Below are 16,004 nucleotides of genomic sequence, written 5' to 3'. Positions count from 1 at the left end.
GCCCTGTTCATTTTTATTTAAACGATTTTAGTTTTTCGTAAATACCAGCCATGCGTTTTTCCTCACCCGCAATAACAGGTTTATAAAATTCAGTGCCAATTAGTTCATCTGGTAAGTATTGTTGCTTCACCCAGCCGCCGAATGTACCAACGGGTGAGTCATGTGGATATTTATAGCCAACGTGTCCGAGCTCGACCGCCCCTGCATAGTGTGCATCCTTTAAGTGATTTGGAATATTACCGGTTTTTCCTTCGTGAATTGCTTGAACGGCAGCATCAAGTGCCTTATAAGCAGAGTTTGATTTATCCGATAAACACATTTCAACGACTGCTGTTGCAAGTGGTATGCGCGCTTCTGGTAAACCGAGCTTAACAGCAGCTTCTGTAGCAGCCTGTACATGTGCCCCGACTGCTGGATTTGCTAAGCCCACATCTTCGTAGGCCATCACAAGCAGACGACGACACACGGCAATTAAATCTCCGCTTTCAAGTAAATGCGCTAAGTAATAAAGCGCAGCATTGACGTCAGAGCCACGCACGGATTTTTGCAGAGCAGATAAAAGGTTGTAAAAATTCGACCCACCCTTATCACCAAATACGCCAATTCGTTTGGCTAATGCATCAATGGCGTTATCGTTTAAAATCGTCACATTCTCTACTTCGTCGGACGCATAATAAACAGATTCGAGTAACGTAAGTGCTTTTCGAGCATCACCGTTTGCGGCGTTCGCTATCCGTTCGAGCTGATCGTCCGTCGCCTGTATTGCGAGTTTTCCTAAACCTCGAATTTCATCGGCTAAGGCTTTTTTTAACAGCTGTAACACGTCTTTTTCCGTTAAGCGCTCAAGCTGTAAAATCTCCCCACAACGAGAGCGAATCGCAGGATTGACATCGTGGAAAGGATTTTCTGTTGTCGCTCCAATTAGTATGATGGATCCGTTTTCCACATGTGGTAACAGCGTGTCTTGCTGGAGTTTATTAAAGCGGTGGATCTCGTCTAAAAACAAAATTACTTTCCCGCTCATACGTGCATCCATCACGACTTGCTCAATATCTTTTTTCCCAGCATGTGTGGCATTCAGTGCGAAAAACGGTAGCTTCGAACTACCAGCAATCGCATTGGCAATCGAGGTTTTGCCGACACCTGGTGGGCCGTACAAAAGCATCGAAGGCACATGTCCTTTTGTAATCATTTTATAAAGTGGTGTGTCAGAGCCGAGAATATGCTTTTGCCCGACAATTTCATCTATTTGTTTCGGTCGCATTTTGTATGCGAGCGGTTCATTTTGCAATGTAAACACTCCTTTATTTATAAAAGTATCAATTTTACCGTTATTACAGTGTCTAGGCTAAAGCACCAACTGCTCGAGGCGTTTTGAAAGTCTTTACGCGTGCAAGCCTAAGGGCGCTTTAGCTCTTTTCTTATAATGATAAAGGATTTCCGAGTGGAATAACAGGAGTTGTGCTATAATAAAGCTATTAATGGACTAGAAAATAGAGGTGTAACTTATGAAAATTTCAACTAAGGGACGTTACGGTCTGACGATTATGATTGAATTAGCAAAGCACTACGGTGAAGGGCCAATTCCATTACGCCAAATCGCAGCGGAAAAAGAGTTATCAGAAGCATATTTAGAGCAGCTTGTTTCACCACTTCGTAACGCAGGACTTGTAAAAAGTGTGCGCGGTGCTTATGGTGGTTATATGCTTGCATCAAAACCAGCGGACATTTCTGCAGCTGACGTAATTCGTGTGTTAGAGGGACCGATTCAGCCAGTAGAAGGAATTGAAAATGAAGAAGCACCTCAGCGTGAGTTATGGATGCGCATTCGTGACGCGGTGAAAAATGTATTAGACACAACATCAATCGAAGACTTAGCAAAATATACGAGCAATGAAGTAACAGACGGCTACATGTTCTACATTTAGTCGGTATTCAAAGGAGTTTGAACGGTTTGCAAAACACAATTTATCTTGATCATGCCGCAACGTCTCCTGTTGCACCAGAAGTGATTGAAGTCATGGCACGTGCAATGGCGGATGAAAGCGGTAACGCATCAAGCATTCATACAGTAGGGCGTCAGGCACGTAAAGCATTAGACGAAGCACGTGCAGCTTTAGCGAAAAAAATTAACGCGAAAGCAACAGAAATTATTTTCACAAGTGGCGGTACAGAAGCCGATAATACGGCGATTTTCGGTACAGCCTATGCGCGACAAAAAGAAGGCAAGCATATTATTACAACACAAATCGAGCATCATGCCGTACTTCACGCTTGTGAAAAATTACAGCGTGAAGGCTTTGACGTGACGTATTTACCCGTTGATGAAACAGGGCGCGTAGCTGTTTCTGACGTAGAAAAAGCATTGCGTGATGATACGATTTTAGTAACGATTATGTTCGGGAATAACGAGGTCGGGACGATTCAGCCGATTGCACAAATCGGAGAGCTGTTAAAAACCCACATAGCAACATTCCATACAGATGCGGTACAGGCATTTGGTTTAAAACAAATCGATGTAGAAGCAATGCACATCGATTTATTAAGCGTGTCAGCACATAAAATTAACGGCCCTAAAGGCATCGGTTTTTTATATGCGAAAACAGGCGTCAAATTAGCGAACTTTATGCATGGTGGCTCTCAGGAGAAAAAACGTCGTGCCGGAACGGAAAACGTACCAGCAGCCATTGCGTTTGCAAAAGCAGCAGAGCTTGCTGCAGAACATGCACAAGCGAAAACAGCCCAGTATAATGAATTTAAAATGATCTTAATCGAGGAATTCCAGCAAGCTGGTCTTGAATTTAAAATCAATGGCCATCAACAAGAAGTTTTAGCGCATGTGTTCAACGTTACATTTGCTGGGACGGATGTCGAATCATTTTTAATTAATTTAGATATGGCGGGCGTACTTGTATCAAGTGGCTCGGCATGTACTGCAGGCTCAATTGACCCATCTCATGTACTCGTTGCCATGTTTGGGGAGAATGCGCCAGAACTTCGTAGTTCCATTCGCTTCAGTTTTGGGTTAGGATTAACGAATGAGCAAATTCGTGAAGCAGGTAAGCGTACAGCGGTCATTGTGAAACGATTAACGTAACTTCCGGCGGATTTCAGACGCAAATATGCCGAGGCAATTAAATTAAAAGAAAGACTTCGCGCCTTTTACGCGATTTGTCTAAGAAAAGGTGAATAGTAAATGGTAGAAACAAGAGATCCATCACAAATTCGAGTAGTCGTTGGGATGAGTGGTGGCGTAGACTCATCAGTAGCCGCATATTTATTGAAAGAGCAAGGCTACGATGTTATCGGGATTTTTATGAAAAACTGGGATGATACAGATGAATTTGGCGTATGTACAGCAACAGAAGATTACGAAGATGTAATCGCGGTATGTAACCAAATCGGTATTCCTTACTATGCAGTGAACTTCGAAAAACAATATTGGGATAAAGTGTTTACGTACTTCCTAGAAGAATACAAAGCAGGCCGTACACCTAACCCAGATGTAATGTGTAACAAAGAAATTAAATTCAAGGCGTTTTTAGAGCATGCAATGGCACTTGGCGCGGATTATTTAGCGACAGGTCACTATGCACGTGTTGACCGCAATGAAGACGGTGTTCGTATGTTACGCGGCATCGATAACAATAAAGACCAAACGTATTTCTTAAATCAATTAACAGAACAACAATTAGAAAAAGTGATGTTCCCAATTGGGCATTTACCAAAGCCAGAAGTGCGTAAAATCGCAGAAGAAGCAGGTCTTGCTACAGCGAAGAAAAAAGATTCCACAGGGATTTGCTTCATCGGTGAGCGTAACTTCAAAGAATTCCTAAGCCAGTACTTACCGGCACAACCCGGGAATATGGAAACTTTCGAAGGCGAAGTGAAGGGTACGCATGACGGCTTAATGTATTATACATTAGGCCAACGTCACGGTTTAGGAATCGGTGGCGACGGCGAACCTTGGTTTGTTATCGGCAAAGACTTAGCGCGTAACGTTTTAATCGTTGGTCAAGGCTTCCATCACGATGCACTCTATTCGGAAGCATTATCAGCAGTAAAAATGAGCTTTACGAGTGAAGTGAAAACAGGCACATTTAGCTGCACAGCGAAATTCCGTTATCGTCAAGAGGATTCACCTGTTACGGTAACAATGCGTGAAGACGGGACAGCGTATATTGAATTTGCTGAGCCGGTACGCGCGATTACACCAGGTCAAGCAGTTGTGTTATACGACGGTGAAGTATGTCTAGGTGGCGGTACGATTGACGAAGTATTTAAAAACAACGAAAAACTAACTTACGTAGGTTAAAAAGATAGACGTTCATGTAAATGAGCGTCTATCAATCTGTATAGAGGTGAAATTATGGATACAAATTATAATGAAATCGGCATTAAAGCCTTCCAAGAAAAACGCTACGAGGATGCTGCACAAGCATTCACACAAGCAATTGAAGCAAATCCAGAAGAAGCTGTAGGCTATGTGAACTTTGGGACATTACTTGCTGCGATGAATGATATCGAGCGTGCAGAGCGTTTCTTCCAAAAAGCAATTGTTGTTGATGAAACAGCGGCAACAGCATACTATGGCCTAGCGAATCTTTACTACGAGGCAGAGCGTTACACAGAAGCGGCGAAACTTTATCAAAAGTCTTTAGACCACGGCATTCAAGGGGCAGACGCTTACTACATGCTAGCAAAATGCTTCGAGCGCGGTGAACAGTACAAATTAGCGTTACCGTACATGCAGCGTGCGGCAGAGATTGCACCAAAAGATATTCAAATTCGTTTAGCGTATGGGATTTTATTATGTACGTTAGAAATGTTTGAATTTGCAAAGCCAGAGCTTGAGTATGTCATCGAAGAAGATTGGAACAATGCTGATGCACATTACAATTTAGGGGTATTATATGCTGTATCAACAACAGATACCGATAAAGCAAAATATCACTTAAAGCAAGCGTACACATTGCAGCCTGAATTCGATCAAGCAAAATATATTTACGATATGATTTGTCAGCGCGATAACTAAACGTAGAAAACTCTCATTTTAGACGAAATGCTAAAATGAGAGTTTTTTTGTATTTATAGAACGAAAGGACGTATTTTTGGTGTTTGTTTATGTGATAAAATGTAAATTATACTAATGAATTGAACGGGAGGTATATTTAATGTATAAGAAAATTATGAAAGAAGATTGTCTTTTTTTAATATCGGATGAGAAATTTTCATCATTTCAACGTTTAATGGATCAATTAGATCTTTTTTCGCTTACCCTACCGTTTGTTAGTGATACCTATCAACGAACTGTTTCAATCCTGGATATTTGGTATTTAATTTCTACGAATCCAAAAGAGCGCATCGATCACCCTGAAAATAGAATGATTTATCCGTATCGTTTATATTTTTTGACAATGATTAACGACGTACAAATGAAGCGCTATGTTCAATTAGCTGTATATGATAATGAAAAATTAGCATTTATATGTGCCATCTATTTATATAAGGGGTTAAATGAATTCATTTCTGAGAAAATGTCACAAAATGAAGAAGTACATACAAGCTTTAAACTCTTTCAACAATATAATCAAAAAAGTATTCGCCCCTACTATGACGAAAAATATATAGAGTTAGAGGATTATCCAAAGCAGCTTGCTTTACTACAAGCGACACTCGAAACAGAGCTGCGTTTCATTCATCAGCAATATAAATCAGCATTAGATGACGTCTACACAAATGCTATTGAAGAGGCGACCGATGTGTATGAAGTTGTTTTTGGACTAATTAATGATTGGGGTGGCCTTGTTACATGATTATCTCAAATCAAGTCAAATACTTGGGCTATTTATACGAGCAATTAAAATACGATGAGGTCATAAAGCTAGGTACGGTTACGCTTCCAATGACATTAGAAGAGAAAAGATACCATGATGCACTTTACTGCTATGAGTATATGGCATCTTCTTATTTTGAAATTGGAAAATTCGATTCGTTTATTCTAATTATGGGAGATTATGAGAAGTTGTGTTTAACCTATGGTGAAGATCGCAATAAAATGGCGTTTTATTATTTATTAAGCTTGTTACATTTCATCTTAAAAAATTATGAGGAGTCCATTGAAGTTGCAAAACAATCGATAAAATATGCACATCACTTAAATAATGAAGAGCTGATAGTTGTTAATTTCATGAATATTTCCTCGCAGCTCTTAATTTTAAAGCAGCATGAAAAAGCTCAAATTGCGATGAACTTAGCACATTATTATAAAGGGAAGATAGTAAATCCGAAAAAGACGATTATTCGTTCCTATATGGGGATGCTATTTTATTATGCAACGATGAAACAAGAAGAATCTTTTTTAACTGCCAAACAGGAATTTGTAAACTTGATGAACGATTCAACGCATTATCGTGCGAACCTTGAACTTGTTGAGGCATTTTTAGGGCTATATCGTGGCAACCCAGAAGGTATCATGCTTTTAGAACGTGTTTATACCTATTACTACAAACAAGCATCGATTATCCATTTGAATATTGTGAAGTATTGTGTGGAGCGTTTTCAATTAGGCAGTCGTTTCTCTTATTATGAGGAATTGAATGCATTACTTGTAGAACATGAAGCCAAGCCCGTGCCGACGAAAAATTTGCGTAGTATTGGTTCGGAGTTCTTTTTTGTAGATGACTTACCGGTTGTATCTGTGAAATATCCGAATGTGATATCCCAATCGGTGATTGAGCAGCATGTGGAACAAGCGTTTCAAAATGATTTAGATATGTATTGTCTGCACTGGAGCTTAGGCATCGAACAATTAGAGGAATTATTTGGTCAGTTATTTTTAGATCAGTTGTTATTTACGTTGTTTGAAACGATTTATAAAAGCATATTTGACTATGAGTCGGAAGTGATTGTTCGTTCGAAAAATGAAGGAGAAGCGATTATCCAGCATATTTCGGAAGAGAAGTTTTTTCAACTATTAATGAAGCTAGAAGAACAATTGCAATCGGTCATAGTCCATTCTACTATTGGAAATATAGAAGTGCCGATTCATTTTGGGTTTATCCATTCTTCACAACTTCCGGATGAGGAACGACATTATGCAGGATTAACGGCCCATGCAGATGCAAGTTTGTACTATGCGAAATCACATGGTCAATTTTATATTTACAGTTAATTTAAAATAGTTTGAAAAAATAATACAAACAGTATACAATGAAACGTAATAGAAAAGCGATGATGAAAAAGAGTAATAGGGCATTGTTTTTAAGAGAGCTAACGGGTGGTGTAAGTTAGTAAACATGCGTTATGAATTGGACTTTCTAGCTGCGCGGAGGAAATGCCATGCCGTAGACTCACGTTACGAGTATGAAGTGGACTAATATAAAATTAATTAGTCAATAAAGGTGGCACCACGGCTCTTTCGTCCTTTACGTACGAGAGGGCCTTTTTGTGTCCACAAAAGGTTGAGATGAGGAGAGAAGAGCAATGACAGTAGAAACAAAAGATTATGTGTTAAAGCAAATCAACGGCGATACATTAACGCCGATTGCAATTTATGAAGCATTACAAGGACAGCAAAAAGTATTATTTGAATCGAATGCAAAATTTAAAGATAGCGGACGCTATTCCTTTATCGCACTTAATCCGATAGGTGAATTAAAGGGCGATGGTGAAACGAGCGTGTATCAGTTTCAGCGAGATGTGCAACAAACGGTACATAAGCCCGTATTAACGATGTTAAAGGAACTTCTACCAATTCGTAAAGAGCCTTATCCATTTGCCTTTTTTGGGGGCGCAATTGGTTATTTTGGTTATGAAACGGCTTTTCACTTTGAAAGCATTGGTGAAATTGTTGGTGATGTATATGACATGCCAGATGTACACGTATTTTTTTATGATCAGTTCATCATCATCGATCATTTACAGCAGCAAGTTTCCATTGTCGTGATTGATTTATTACAGCAAGGGCGTTCGGAACAAGAGATGCTGGAAGCTGTTGAAAAAATTGAAAAACAAATCACACAAAATGTGATCCATCTGGAAGTCGCGGTGGGGGATGTTCAATTCACACCAACAATCAAAAAAGAGCGTTTTATCGAAATGGTTGAAACGGCAAAGGAGCATATTCGCCGTGGTGATATTTTCCAAGTTGTGTTATCACAAACATTTGAAGCGAAGTTTAATGAAAATCCGTTTTCGCTATATCGCAAACTACGCACGACAAATCCTTCGCCGTATATGTTTTATATGGATTTCGGACCGTATACATTGTTAGGGACATCGCCTGAAAGCTTAGTAAAGGTTCAAAATGGTATTGTTACAACGAATCCAATTGCTGGCACTAAGCCGCGCGGGAAAACTGCGCAAGAAGACGAAGCGATTGCACAAATGCTCCTGCATGATGCAAAGGAAATCGCGGAGCACAAAATGCTCGTTGATCTTGGACGTAATGATGTAGGCCGCGTTTCAAAAATTGGCACGGTTGAAGTGACAAAATATATGCAAATCGAAAAATATAAATATGTGATGCATATCGTTTCAGAAGTCATTGGACAATTACGTGACGATGCGCATTTAGTGGATGTATTAGCAGCAAGTCTTCCAGCAGGCACGGTATCAGGTGCACCAAAGATTCGTGCAATGCAAATTATAAACACACTCGAACAACGTAAGCGTGGTATCTACGCTGGGGCAATTGGTTATGTATCGGTGTCAGGCAATATGGATTTAGCGCTGGCAATTCGTACGATGATTGTCAAAGACGGCAAGGCGTATGTGCAAGCGGGTGCAGGTATTGTCTACGATTCCGTGCCAGAGTCAGAATATGAGGAAACATTAAATAAAGCAAAAGCCTTACTGGAGGTGCGCAAATGATTTTACTTATCGATAACTACGATTCATTCACCTATAATTTGTATCATCAACTAGCTAAAGTGTATGAGGACATAAAGGTCGTGCGTAATGATGCACTAACGGTCGAAGAAATTCGCGCGTTAAATCCAAAAGCCATCGTCATTTCACCAGGACCAGGCGAACCAAAAGAGGCGGGCATTGTTGTTGACATGATTCAAACGTTATATAAAGAATTCCCGATTTTAGGTATTTGCTTAGGTCATCAAGCAATCGGCGAAGCATTTGGGGCAACGGTAAGCCGTGCCAAAAATATAATGCACGGCAAAATCAGTATGTTGGAGTACGAGAAGCGTGGTTTATTTGCACCATTCAATGAAGATATCGAAGTAATGCGTTATCACTCCTTGATTATTGAATCTCATACATTACCTGCGGAATTTGAAGTGATTGCAAAGAGTATGGATGATGGGGAAATCATGGCCATCCAACATAAAGCCTATCCACTTTACGGCTTACAATTCCATCCTGAATCCATTGGTACGGAAACGGGTGACCGAATGATTCAAACATTTTTACAGCAAGTTGAGGCACATGTATGATTCCTAAAGATAAATTTGATGTTGAAGCAGTAGAACGTCTAAAGACGCTACCAGCAAACGAACTTGTTCCATTATTACCGGAGCTCATGACGTGGATGCAAGATATGAACTGGCCGGTCGCAAAACCAGTTGTAGAGCTACTAGTAACTTATCCAAATGAAATGACACCGCTTATTGACGATGTACTAGCTGGCGATGATGATATGTGGGTGTATTGGTGCTTCGTCGAACTGATTCCGAAGTTACCATTTTATTTGAAGCTAGTGTTAGCAGAAAGTGTAGAACAAATCGCATCTGGTGAGCGAGGCTTTCATGAAGATGTTGTCGAACTTGCACAAGAAGCATTGCAAAATTTTGAGCCTTAACACATTACGCCTAATGAAATTCGTTAGGCGTAATATTTTTTTTGTTAATTTTGCGTCCATATTGAAATGTACGCCGTCTATACGGTTGAAAGGAGGTAGCCAAATGGATATTGAACAATTGATTGATACATATAGCGATTATTTATATCGCATTGCGTTTATATATACGAAGGACCGGCTTGCCGCTGAAGAAGTCGTACAAGATGTTTTTTTGAACTATTATCATCGTTCCAAGCAATTTAAAGGGGATGCCTCATTAAAAACGTATTTAGTGAAAATGACGATGAATCGTAGCTGTGATTATTTACGGAGCTGGAAAAACAAGAAGCATACCATGCTTGAGTTCTTTCAAGGCACAACATAAGGAACCGAACAGCTTTATGTAGAGCGGGAATTACGCGCTGATATTACCGCGGCAGTGTTAACGTTACCCTTAAAGGACCGCGAAGTTTTACTGCTCTATTATTATGAAGAAATGACCGTGTTTGAAATTGCGGACGTGTTAGAAGTCGCGGTTTCTACAGTGAAGTCGCGCTTGCAACGAGCCCGTAAAAAGTTAAAGCCAAAGCTACAAATGGAGGTGATGATGGATGAATAAATGGAAACAGGAGTTACAAGAGCTAAAATTGACAACGGAGAAAAAACAAAATCTAAAAAAGCAGATGGTACAACAGCCAAGTATCTCACCGAAAAAAGGATTTTATTGGCCCGTCATTATTGCACCTGCTTTTGTATTATTACTGGCATTTTGTGTGTTGTTACTCGTAACAGATTCACCAAATGGCACGATGCATCAGGCGTCACAGCCACCAAATGATCGAATAGAAACGGATCATTCCAATTATTTCAAACTCCATATGCGTCTAAGTTTAGCCATTAGCGTAGGAATCCTTGTAAATAGCTTTATGGCTATATTAATCGTGATGAAAACCAAGCGTTGGCAACAGCCGGTTATTCAAAAGCTACGTAACGTTTTTTATAAATTGCGTTATGTATTCACATTTTTAGCACCTCTTTTACTGTATAGTTTTGCGGTTATTTCCTTTGAGATTTTTACATCGGAACAGGCGAAAATTAATGTGATTTATTTATTTGTTCTACTTTTCGTGTTTTTATGTATGATATTTGCTGCGCGGAATAATATGGAAAAGGTGTGTTGTCCGCACTGTCAGCATGAATTTTCAGCTAAGGAAAAACGCAAGCTCATGATGCAATTTAAATTAGATCGAAACTGTCACAAGTGTGGTGGCAAGCTGTTTTATACGAAACGCACACGTCAAGCATCGGGCATTATTTCGGGTGTGATGAGTGCATTGCTTATTTTACCATCGAATTTTGGTGTGTCACTTTGGCTGGCTCTCACATGTGGCATTTCGATGAGTGTCACAATAATGGTGGTGTTACTTCCTCTATTTTTAGAGTTAGAAGGCGAAGAGAAACCGCTATTTTAAAAAAGCAGCTGAGGAAGTGTCCTCGGCTGCTTTCGTTGTTCGTATTATTGAGCTGTCATACCGCCATCAATAACAAATTCAGAGCCTGTTGAGTAGCTTGAATCATCAGATGCTAAGAATAATACCATGTTTGATACTTCTTCAGGCTGTGCAACGCGTTTTAATGGAATATGTTTTGAGAATGCTTCTACCGCCGCTTTTGTATCCTCTTGCATAACCATAGGTGTAGCGATCACACCTGGGTGTACAGAGTTTACGCGGATGCCCATTGGCGCTAAGTTAATCGCAGCGGCTTTCGTCATACCACGAACAGCGAATTTAGTATCTGTATAGCCAATTGCTCCAGCTACTAAACCGTTCATAGAAGAAATGTTCACGATTGAACCGCCGCCAGCTTTCATCATTGAACCTGCTACTGTTTTCATGCCGATAAATACTGAAACTTGGTTAATGTCAACGATGCGTTTGTATTCTTCAACCGTCACGTCTAACATATTTTTCGCCATTGTAATCCCAGCGTTGTTAACTAAAACATTTACAGGACCGAATTTTTCTTCAGCTGTAGCTAAAACAGTAGCCCAATCCTCTTCGCTAACCACGTTTTGTTTAACGAAAACTGCATTTTCACCTAATTCAGCTGCGAACGCATGCCCTTTTTCTTCGTTTAAATCTGTTAAAACGACTTTCGCACCTTCTGCTACGAAAAGTCGTGCATGTGCAGCACCCATACCTTGTGCGGCCCCTGTAATAATTGCTACTTTATTGTCTAAACGACCCATTCTAAACACTCCTAATTTTTGTATTTAACATACGAAGTTATCTATGTCAGTTATAGTATACGTGTAAACTATATTTCAGTCATCTAAAAAGTAGTTTATTTTACTGTTTATTTAAGAGCTTTGTGATATCCTGTTCAGCCTTTAATGGATTGTCTTGAGGTGCATAGCGTTTAACTACTTTTCCATCACGATCCACTAAAAATTTTGTGAAATTCCATTTAACGGATTGACCAAGTAAACCTTTCGCTTCAGAAGTTAAATGCTGGAATAGTGGGTGTGCTTCTGAGCCATTCACTTTTACCATGTCATGCATAGGGAAGGTTACACCATAATCGAGGCGACAAAATTCTGCAGCCTGCGCACCGTCTTCTAATTCTTGTTTAAATTGGTCTGAAGGGAAGCCTAATACAATGAAGCCATCTTCTTTATACTTCTCATAAAGTTCCTCTAATTGTGAAAATTGTTTCGTAAACCCACATTTGCTTGCCGTATTAACAATCATCATGACTTGACCTTTATATTCGTCGAGCTGATACGTATTGCCTTTTTCAGTTTTGACAGGAATGTCGTAAATATTCATAAAAAAGCCCCCTTAATTAAGATTTTGAATAAATAATTTATTATACGTAAGTATCGTACAATTAATAATATCGAATGTAAAATAATAGCTATCTCGTAAAATATGAAAAACTTAGTAATTTCGTGTCGAAATCTTGTCTATGAAATAACTATTTTATTTATAATGTGACATATGTCACTATGGTACTATAGTGAATCCGCTTACATTGTGTGGAGATAAAACTATTTTTTAAGGGGATTTTACATGACGAAGAAAATTGCATGGGTTACAGATACAGCGGCATTTTTAACGCCGGAATTTATTAAAGAGCATAACATTCACGTGTTAGCATTAAACATTGTTTTTGAAGAGGGACCATTACGCGAAACAGTGGATATGACGCACGACGAATTTTACGATAAATTACGCAACGCCAAAGCACATCCGAAAACATCGCAGCCGGCATTTGGCGAGCATGTGGCATTATATGAAAAATTAAAGCAAGAAGGTTATGATTGTGCGATTGCGATTCATACATCTGAACGTTTGTCAGGGACAGTAGCCACGTCACCAATGGCTGCTGAGCAAGCGGGTTTCAAAAACTATGCGATTGATTCATTAATTGGTTCATATCCAATGCAGGCAATGCTTGAAATGGGAATGAAATTAGAAAAACAAGGCCTTACACCTGAACAAATCGTGGCTGAAATTTTAGCAATGCGTGAAAAAGGCGAACTAGCATTTATTCCAGAAAGCTTAGAACAATTGCACAAAAGCGGTCGTGTATCGGGAACAGCGATGTTTATTAGTAACTTATTAAATATTAAATTAGTAATTCAGTACAACCCAGAAGGCGGTATTGAGGTTGCACAAAAGGTACGTGCAGAAAAACGTGCAAAAAAAGTGGTCATTGAAAAATTACAGCGTGCTATCGAAAAGTCTCCAGTCAAAGAAGTGGCAATTATTAACTGCAACAATGAGCGTGGGGCCATTGAGTGGAAACAGGAATTACAACAACAATTCCCGGATATTAACTTTACACCAACAGCTTTATCAGCATGTGTAGGTGTGCATGCGGGTGAAGGGACACTTGGCTTAACTTGGGTTCGTGAATAATTTAAAACATAAATGGGGTGCTAGGAATTTTCCTAGCACCCTCGTTTTATTCGAGCTTTTTACCTGTTAATATTTTCGCGATTTCTTCTATTGTCATATCAGAGCGTAAGTCAAAAGCGCCTTTTTGAATAGAACGTGCGTATTCTGGCTTAGCTAAAAAGAGTTCTAATTCCCGCCCATTTTCTACAATTCCTAAATCCTCGGTTTGTTGACCGATTGTGTAGATTGATACATTTTCATAAACGTAGATTGTTGCTTCAAGTACGTCTTTTGAAGATTCAGTCGATTTTTTAGAGTCTTTTCCCGATTCAGTATGTACAGCTGGTTCTTCTTTTTCATTCGTCTCAGTAGTTTCTGAAGATTCTTGATGAGCGAGTTGCTCGTTTAACGCTTCAATTTGCTGTTCGTATTGCTTAATTTGCTTTTCAAGCGCTCTCATATCGGCTGTTTGTTGGTCGGGGAAGAATTGATCATAACCTGCAATAACAGCTCCTGTTAGAAATATACCGATTCCAAATGCACGCATGGACTTTTTCATTGGCGACCTCCAGTTGCGATAATTGACTGAATTTGCGCAGGTGATAATGTCGAACGCTTGCTAATTTCATCAATGGATAATCCTTGACTGTTTAGTGCGAGTACTTGACTCACTAAAATACCGTTGATTGGTTTTGCGCTTGCTTGCGTATATTGTGTTTGTGCACCATAGTTTTGCGCTGCTTTTACTTGTGTGGCGACTTGCTGGAATGTTTCCATTACATCTTGCTGCTTTGTTTGATTTACTTTTGGTGATTTGATTTGGAAGTTTGGTTCAACAAGTAATTCTTCTTCTAATGTTTTAATGCGACGTTTTAATGCATTCGTTTCTTGGTAAATATTAATCGATAAATCGTCGAGCTCTTTTTCTACTCTACCTGATGTATCTTTGAAAAATAATGATATAAGGATAATTACAATACCTGTAATCATAATAATCGATGGAATTTCCATGAAATCGTCCCCCTGAAAAGCTCTTTTAAAACTAATTTTAACATATTAAAACTTAATAATAAATCCTACTAGATTTTTTGTAGAAGTGTGTTATAATGGTTAAGTCGTATAAATCATGCTCAAATAAATTTATATCCTTAATTTAGAGTGGGAGGGTTAATAATGCGCGTAAACATTACTTTAGCTTGCACAGACTGCGGCGAACGTAACTACATTTCTAAAAAGAACAAGCGTAACAATCCAGAGCGTCTTGAACTTAAAAAATATTGCTCTCGCGAGAAGAAGTACACTCTTCACCGTGAAACAAAGTAATAATTGCTCAATTAGCCAAAGCCACTTGTTGGTTTTGGCTTTTTACATGCGTTTTTGTTGAAAGTTGCTATGATTTTTTAAACAATTAAAAGATGATACGAACTTTTAACTTTTGATAAATGGGGGATTCGCTTGGATAAAAAACAGCTAAGAAACTCAGTGTTACAACAGTTGAACAACATGCCGTATCAAGCGTATCGCGATCGTTCGCGTACGCTCGCGAAACATTTATTACAACAAAAAAGCGTATTAGAGGCGAAAATAATTGCTATCACGTTGTCGAACAAACCAGAAGTCGACACAAGTTTTATTATTGAGCAACTGTGGAAAATGAAAAAAAGAGTTGTTGTCCCGAAGTGCGAGGCATCGCAGCGTACAATGCAATTTTATGAGATTGACACTTTTGCACAAACAGAGCGTGCTTATAAAAATATTTTAGAGCCGATTCCGGAGCTTTGTGAAGCTGTCGATAAAGCGCAAATTGACTGTATCGTTGTACCGGGCGTTGTATTTGATGTATTAGGTTATCGCATCGGTTTTGGAGGCGGTTATTATGACCGTTATTTGCAAGATTATCAAGGCACAACCATTGCGTTAGCATTTGAAGAACAATTATTAAATGAAGTACCGAGAGAATCACATGATTTGCCGGTACATATAATAGTAGGAGAACACAAAACGATACTTTGTGGACAGTGATTTGGGGGAACTTCGTATGCAATCAATGTTAGATATTATTTACTTATTAAAACAATATGGTATTTATATTTACACGAAAGACCGTATTGGTGATTTACATTTGATGGAAGATGAAATCAAAGAATTATTTAAATCAAAATTTATTGAGCCAAAAGATTTTCAAATGGCCTTATTAGTACTGCGTCAAGAAGAGCAAAGACTTAAATTGGAACAAAAATAAGTTTTTGTTGTATAATAGTAGAGATCGTTTGATTTGCTTGTTTTACAAGGGATAAAACGTA

19 protein-coding genes, 1 pseudogene and 1 other annotated feature are annotated in these 16,004 nt (G+C 39.0%); of the genes and pseudogenes, 15 read left to right on the top strand and 5 right to left on the bottom strand.

Annotated elements, in window-relative coordinates:
* Positions 1–13: 13 nt before the first annotated feature.
* Positions 14–1,291, bottom strand: a complete 1,278-nt coding sequence (locus NSQ62_RS13660; RefSeq protein ID WP_341320685.1) for a replication-associated recombination protein A — start codon at positions 1,289–1,291, stop codon at positions 14–16.
* Positions 1,292–1,508: 217 nt separating this feature from the next.
* Between NSQ62_RS13660 and NSQ62_RS13655 the strand changes: the two genes are divergently transcribed.
* From NSQ62_RS13655 to NSQ62_RS13605, 11 genes and pseudogenes are all read left to right on the top strand, one after another.
* On the top strand, positions 1,509–1,928 hold the full coding sequence (locus NSQ62_RS13655; RefSeq protein WP_341320684.1) for an Rrf2 family transcriptional regulator: 420 nt from the start codon (positions 1,509–1,511) through the stop codon (positions 1,926–1,928).
* A 26-nt stretch (positions 1,929–1,954) separates the two neighbouring features.
* Entirely contained in the window at positions 1,955–3,097 is a 1,143-nt protein-coding gene (locus NSQ62_RS13650; protein WP_341320683.1) for a cysteine desulfurase family protein, read from the top strand.
* A 99-nt stretch (positions 3,098–3,196) separates the two neighbouring features.
* The gene (mnmA, locus tag NSQ62_RS13645) at positions 3,197–4,315 is read left to right on the top strand and encodes a tRNA 2-thiouridine(34) synthase MnmA (protein ID WP_341320682.1); all 1,119 of its coding nucleotides are present in this window, start codon (positions 3,197–3,199) and stop codon (positions 4,313–4,315) included.
* A gap of 54 nt (positions 4,316–4,369) precedes the next feature.
* Positions 4,370–5,035 (top strand): tetratricopeptide repeat protein, encoded by a 666-nt coding sequence (locus tag NSQ62_RS13640; RefSeq protein WP_341320681.1) that lies wholly within the window; start codon positions 4,370–4,372, stop codon positions 5,033–5,035.
* A 139-nt stretch (positions 5,036–5,174) separates the two neighbouring features.
* Entirely contained in the window at positions 5,175–5,816 is a 642-nt protein-coding gene (locus tag NSQ62_RS13635) for an ATPase (RefSeq protein WP_341320680.1), read from the top strand.
* Positions 5,813–7,174: a hypothetical protein gene (locus NSQ62_RS13630; RefSeq protein WP_341320679.1), complete on the top strand. Its 1,362-nt coding sequence runs from the start codon at positions 5,813–5,815 to the stop codon at positions 7,172–7,174. Before NSQ62_RS13635 ends, NSQ62_RS13630 begins: the two co-directional genes overlap by 4 nt.
* A gap of 50 nt (positions 7,175–7,224) precedes the next feature.
* Positions 7,225–7,431 (top strand) — a binding site (T-box leader).
* 54 nt (positions 7,432–7,485) lie between these two features.
* Positions 7,486–8,874, top strand: a complete 1,389-nt coding sequence (gene trpE / locus NSQ62_RS13625) for an anthranilate synthase component I (RefSeq protein WP_341320678.1) — start codon at positions 7,486–7,488, stop codon at positions 8,872–8,874.
* Positions 8,871–9,452, top strand: a complete 582-nt coding sequence (locus NSQ62_RS13620; RefSeq protein WP_341320677.1) for an aminodeoxychorismate/anthranilate synthase component II — start codon at positions 8,871–8,873, stop codon at positions 9,450–9,452. The genes trpE and NSQ62_RS13620 overlap by 4 nt, the downstream gene beginning before the upstream one ends.
* Positions 9,449–9,817: a DUF5071 domain-containing protein gene (locus NSQ62_RS13615; RefSeq protein WP_341320676.1), complete on the top strand. Its 369-nt coding sequence runs from the start codon at positions 9,449–9,451 to the stop codon at positions 9,815–9,817. The genes NSQ62_RS13620 and NSQ62_RS13615 overlap by 4 nt, the downstream gene beginning before the upstream one ends.
* Positions 9,765–10,415 (top strand): annotated as a pseudogene (locus NSQ62_RS13610) (sigma-70 family RNA polymerase sigma factor). The gene NSQ62_RS13615 and the pseudogene NSQ62_RS13610 overlap by 53 nt, the downstream one beginning before the upstream one ends.
* Positions 10,408–11,268 (top strand): TIGR04104 family putative zinc finger protein, encoded by an 861-nt coding sequence (locus NSQ62_RS13605; protein WP_341320675.1) that lies wholly within the window; start codon positions 10,408–10,410, stop codon positions 11,266–11,268. The pseudogene NSQ62_RS13610 and the gene NSQ62_RS13605 overlap by 8 nt, the downstream one beginning before the upstream one ends.
* 44 nt (positions 11,269–11,312) lie before the next feature.
* On the opposite strand, the gene NSQ62_RS13600 is transcribed toward NSQ62_RS13605, so the two are convergent.
* Complete coding sequence (locus NSQ62_RS13600) at positions 11,313–12,047, bottom strand: glucose 1-dehydrogenase (RefSeq protein ID WP_341320674.1); 735 nt, start codon at positions 12,045–12,047, stop codon at positions 11,313–11,315.
* 100 nt (positions 12,048–12,147) lie between these two features.
* Positions 12,148–12,627: a glutathione peroxidase gene (locus tag NSQ62_RS13595; protein WP_341320673.1), complete on the bottom strand. Its 480-nt coding sequence runs from the start codon at positions 12,625–12,627 to the stop codon at positions 12,148–12,150.
* Positions 12,628–12,870: 243 nt separating this feature from the next.
* Here NSQ62_RS13595 and NSQ62_RS13590 point away from each other — a divergent pair, with 243 nt between their 5' ends.
* The gene (locus tag NSQ62_RS13590; RefSeq protein ID WP_341320672.1) at positions 12,871–13,722 is read left to right on the top strand and encodes a DegV family protein; all 852 of its coding nucleotides are present in this window, start codon (positions 12,871–12,873) and stop codon (positions 13,720–13,722) included.
* A 46-nt stretch (positions 13,723–13,768) separates the two neighbouring features.
* Here the strand turns inward: NSQ62_RS13590 and NSQ62_RS13585 are convergent, their stop codons facing one another.
* Entirely contained in the window at positions 13,769–14,260 is a 492-nt protein-coding gene (locus tag NSQ62_RS13585; RefSeq protein ID WP_341320671.1) for a hypothetical protein, read from the bottom strand.
* A complete protein-coding gene (locus NSQ62_RS13580; protein ID WP_341320670.1) occupies positions 14,257–14,712 on the bottom strand; it encodes a hypothetical protein in 456 nt (151 codons plus the stop codon). Before NSQ62_RS13580 ends, NSQ62_RS13585 begins: the two co-directional genes overlap by 4 nt.
* A 162-nt stretch (positions 14,713–14,874) precedes the next feature.
* On the opposite strand from NSQ62_RS13580, the gene rpmG reads away from it, so the two are divergent.
* The 3 genes from rpmG (at position 14,875) to NSQ62_RS13565 (ending at position 15,943) form a co-directional block, all read left to right on the top strand.
* A complete protein-coding gene (gene rpmG / locus NSQ62_RS13575; protein ID WP_008408521.1) occupies positions 14,875–15,024 on the top strand; it encodes a 50S ribosomal protein L33 in 150 nt (49 codons plus the stop codon).
* Between the two features lie 132 nt (positions 15,025–15,156).
* Positions 15,157–15,723, top strand: a complete 567-nt coding sequence (locus NSQ62_RS13570) for a 5-formyltetrahydrofolate cyclo-ligase (RefSeq protein WP_341320669.1) — start codon at positions 15,157–15,159, stop codon at positions 15,721–15,723.
* Between the two features lie 16 nt (positions 15,724–15,739).
* Positions 15,740–15,943 carry a YqgQ family protein gene (locus NSQ62_RS13565; RefSeq protein ID WP_341320668.1) on the top strand — a complete coding sequence of 68 codons (204 nt, stop codon included), beginning with the start codon at positions 15,740–15,742 and terminating at the stop codon, positions 15,941–15,943.
* Positions 15,944–16,004: the final 61 nt, after the last annotated feature.

This window comes from Solibacillus sp. FSL H8-0523 (genome assembly GCF_038051985.1).
Taxonomy (GTDB): Bacteria; Bacillota; Bacilli; order Bacillales_A; family Planococcaceae; genus Solibacillus.
This window is presented reverse-complemented; position numbering and strand designations above follow the sequence as displayed.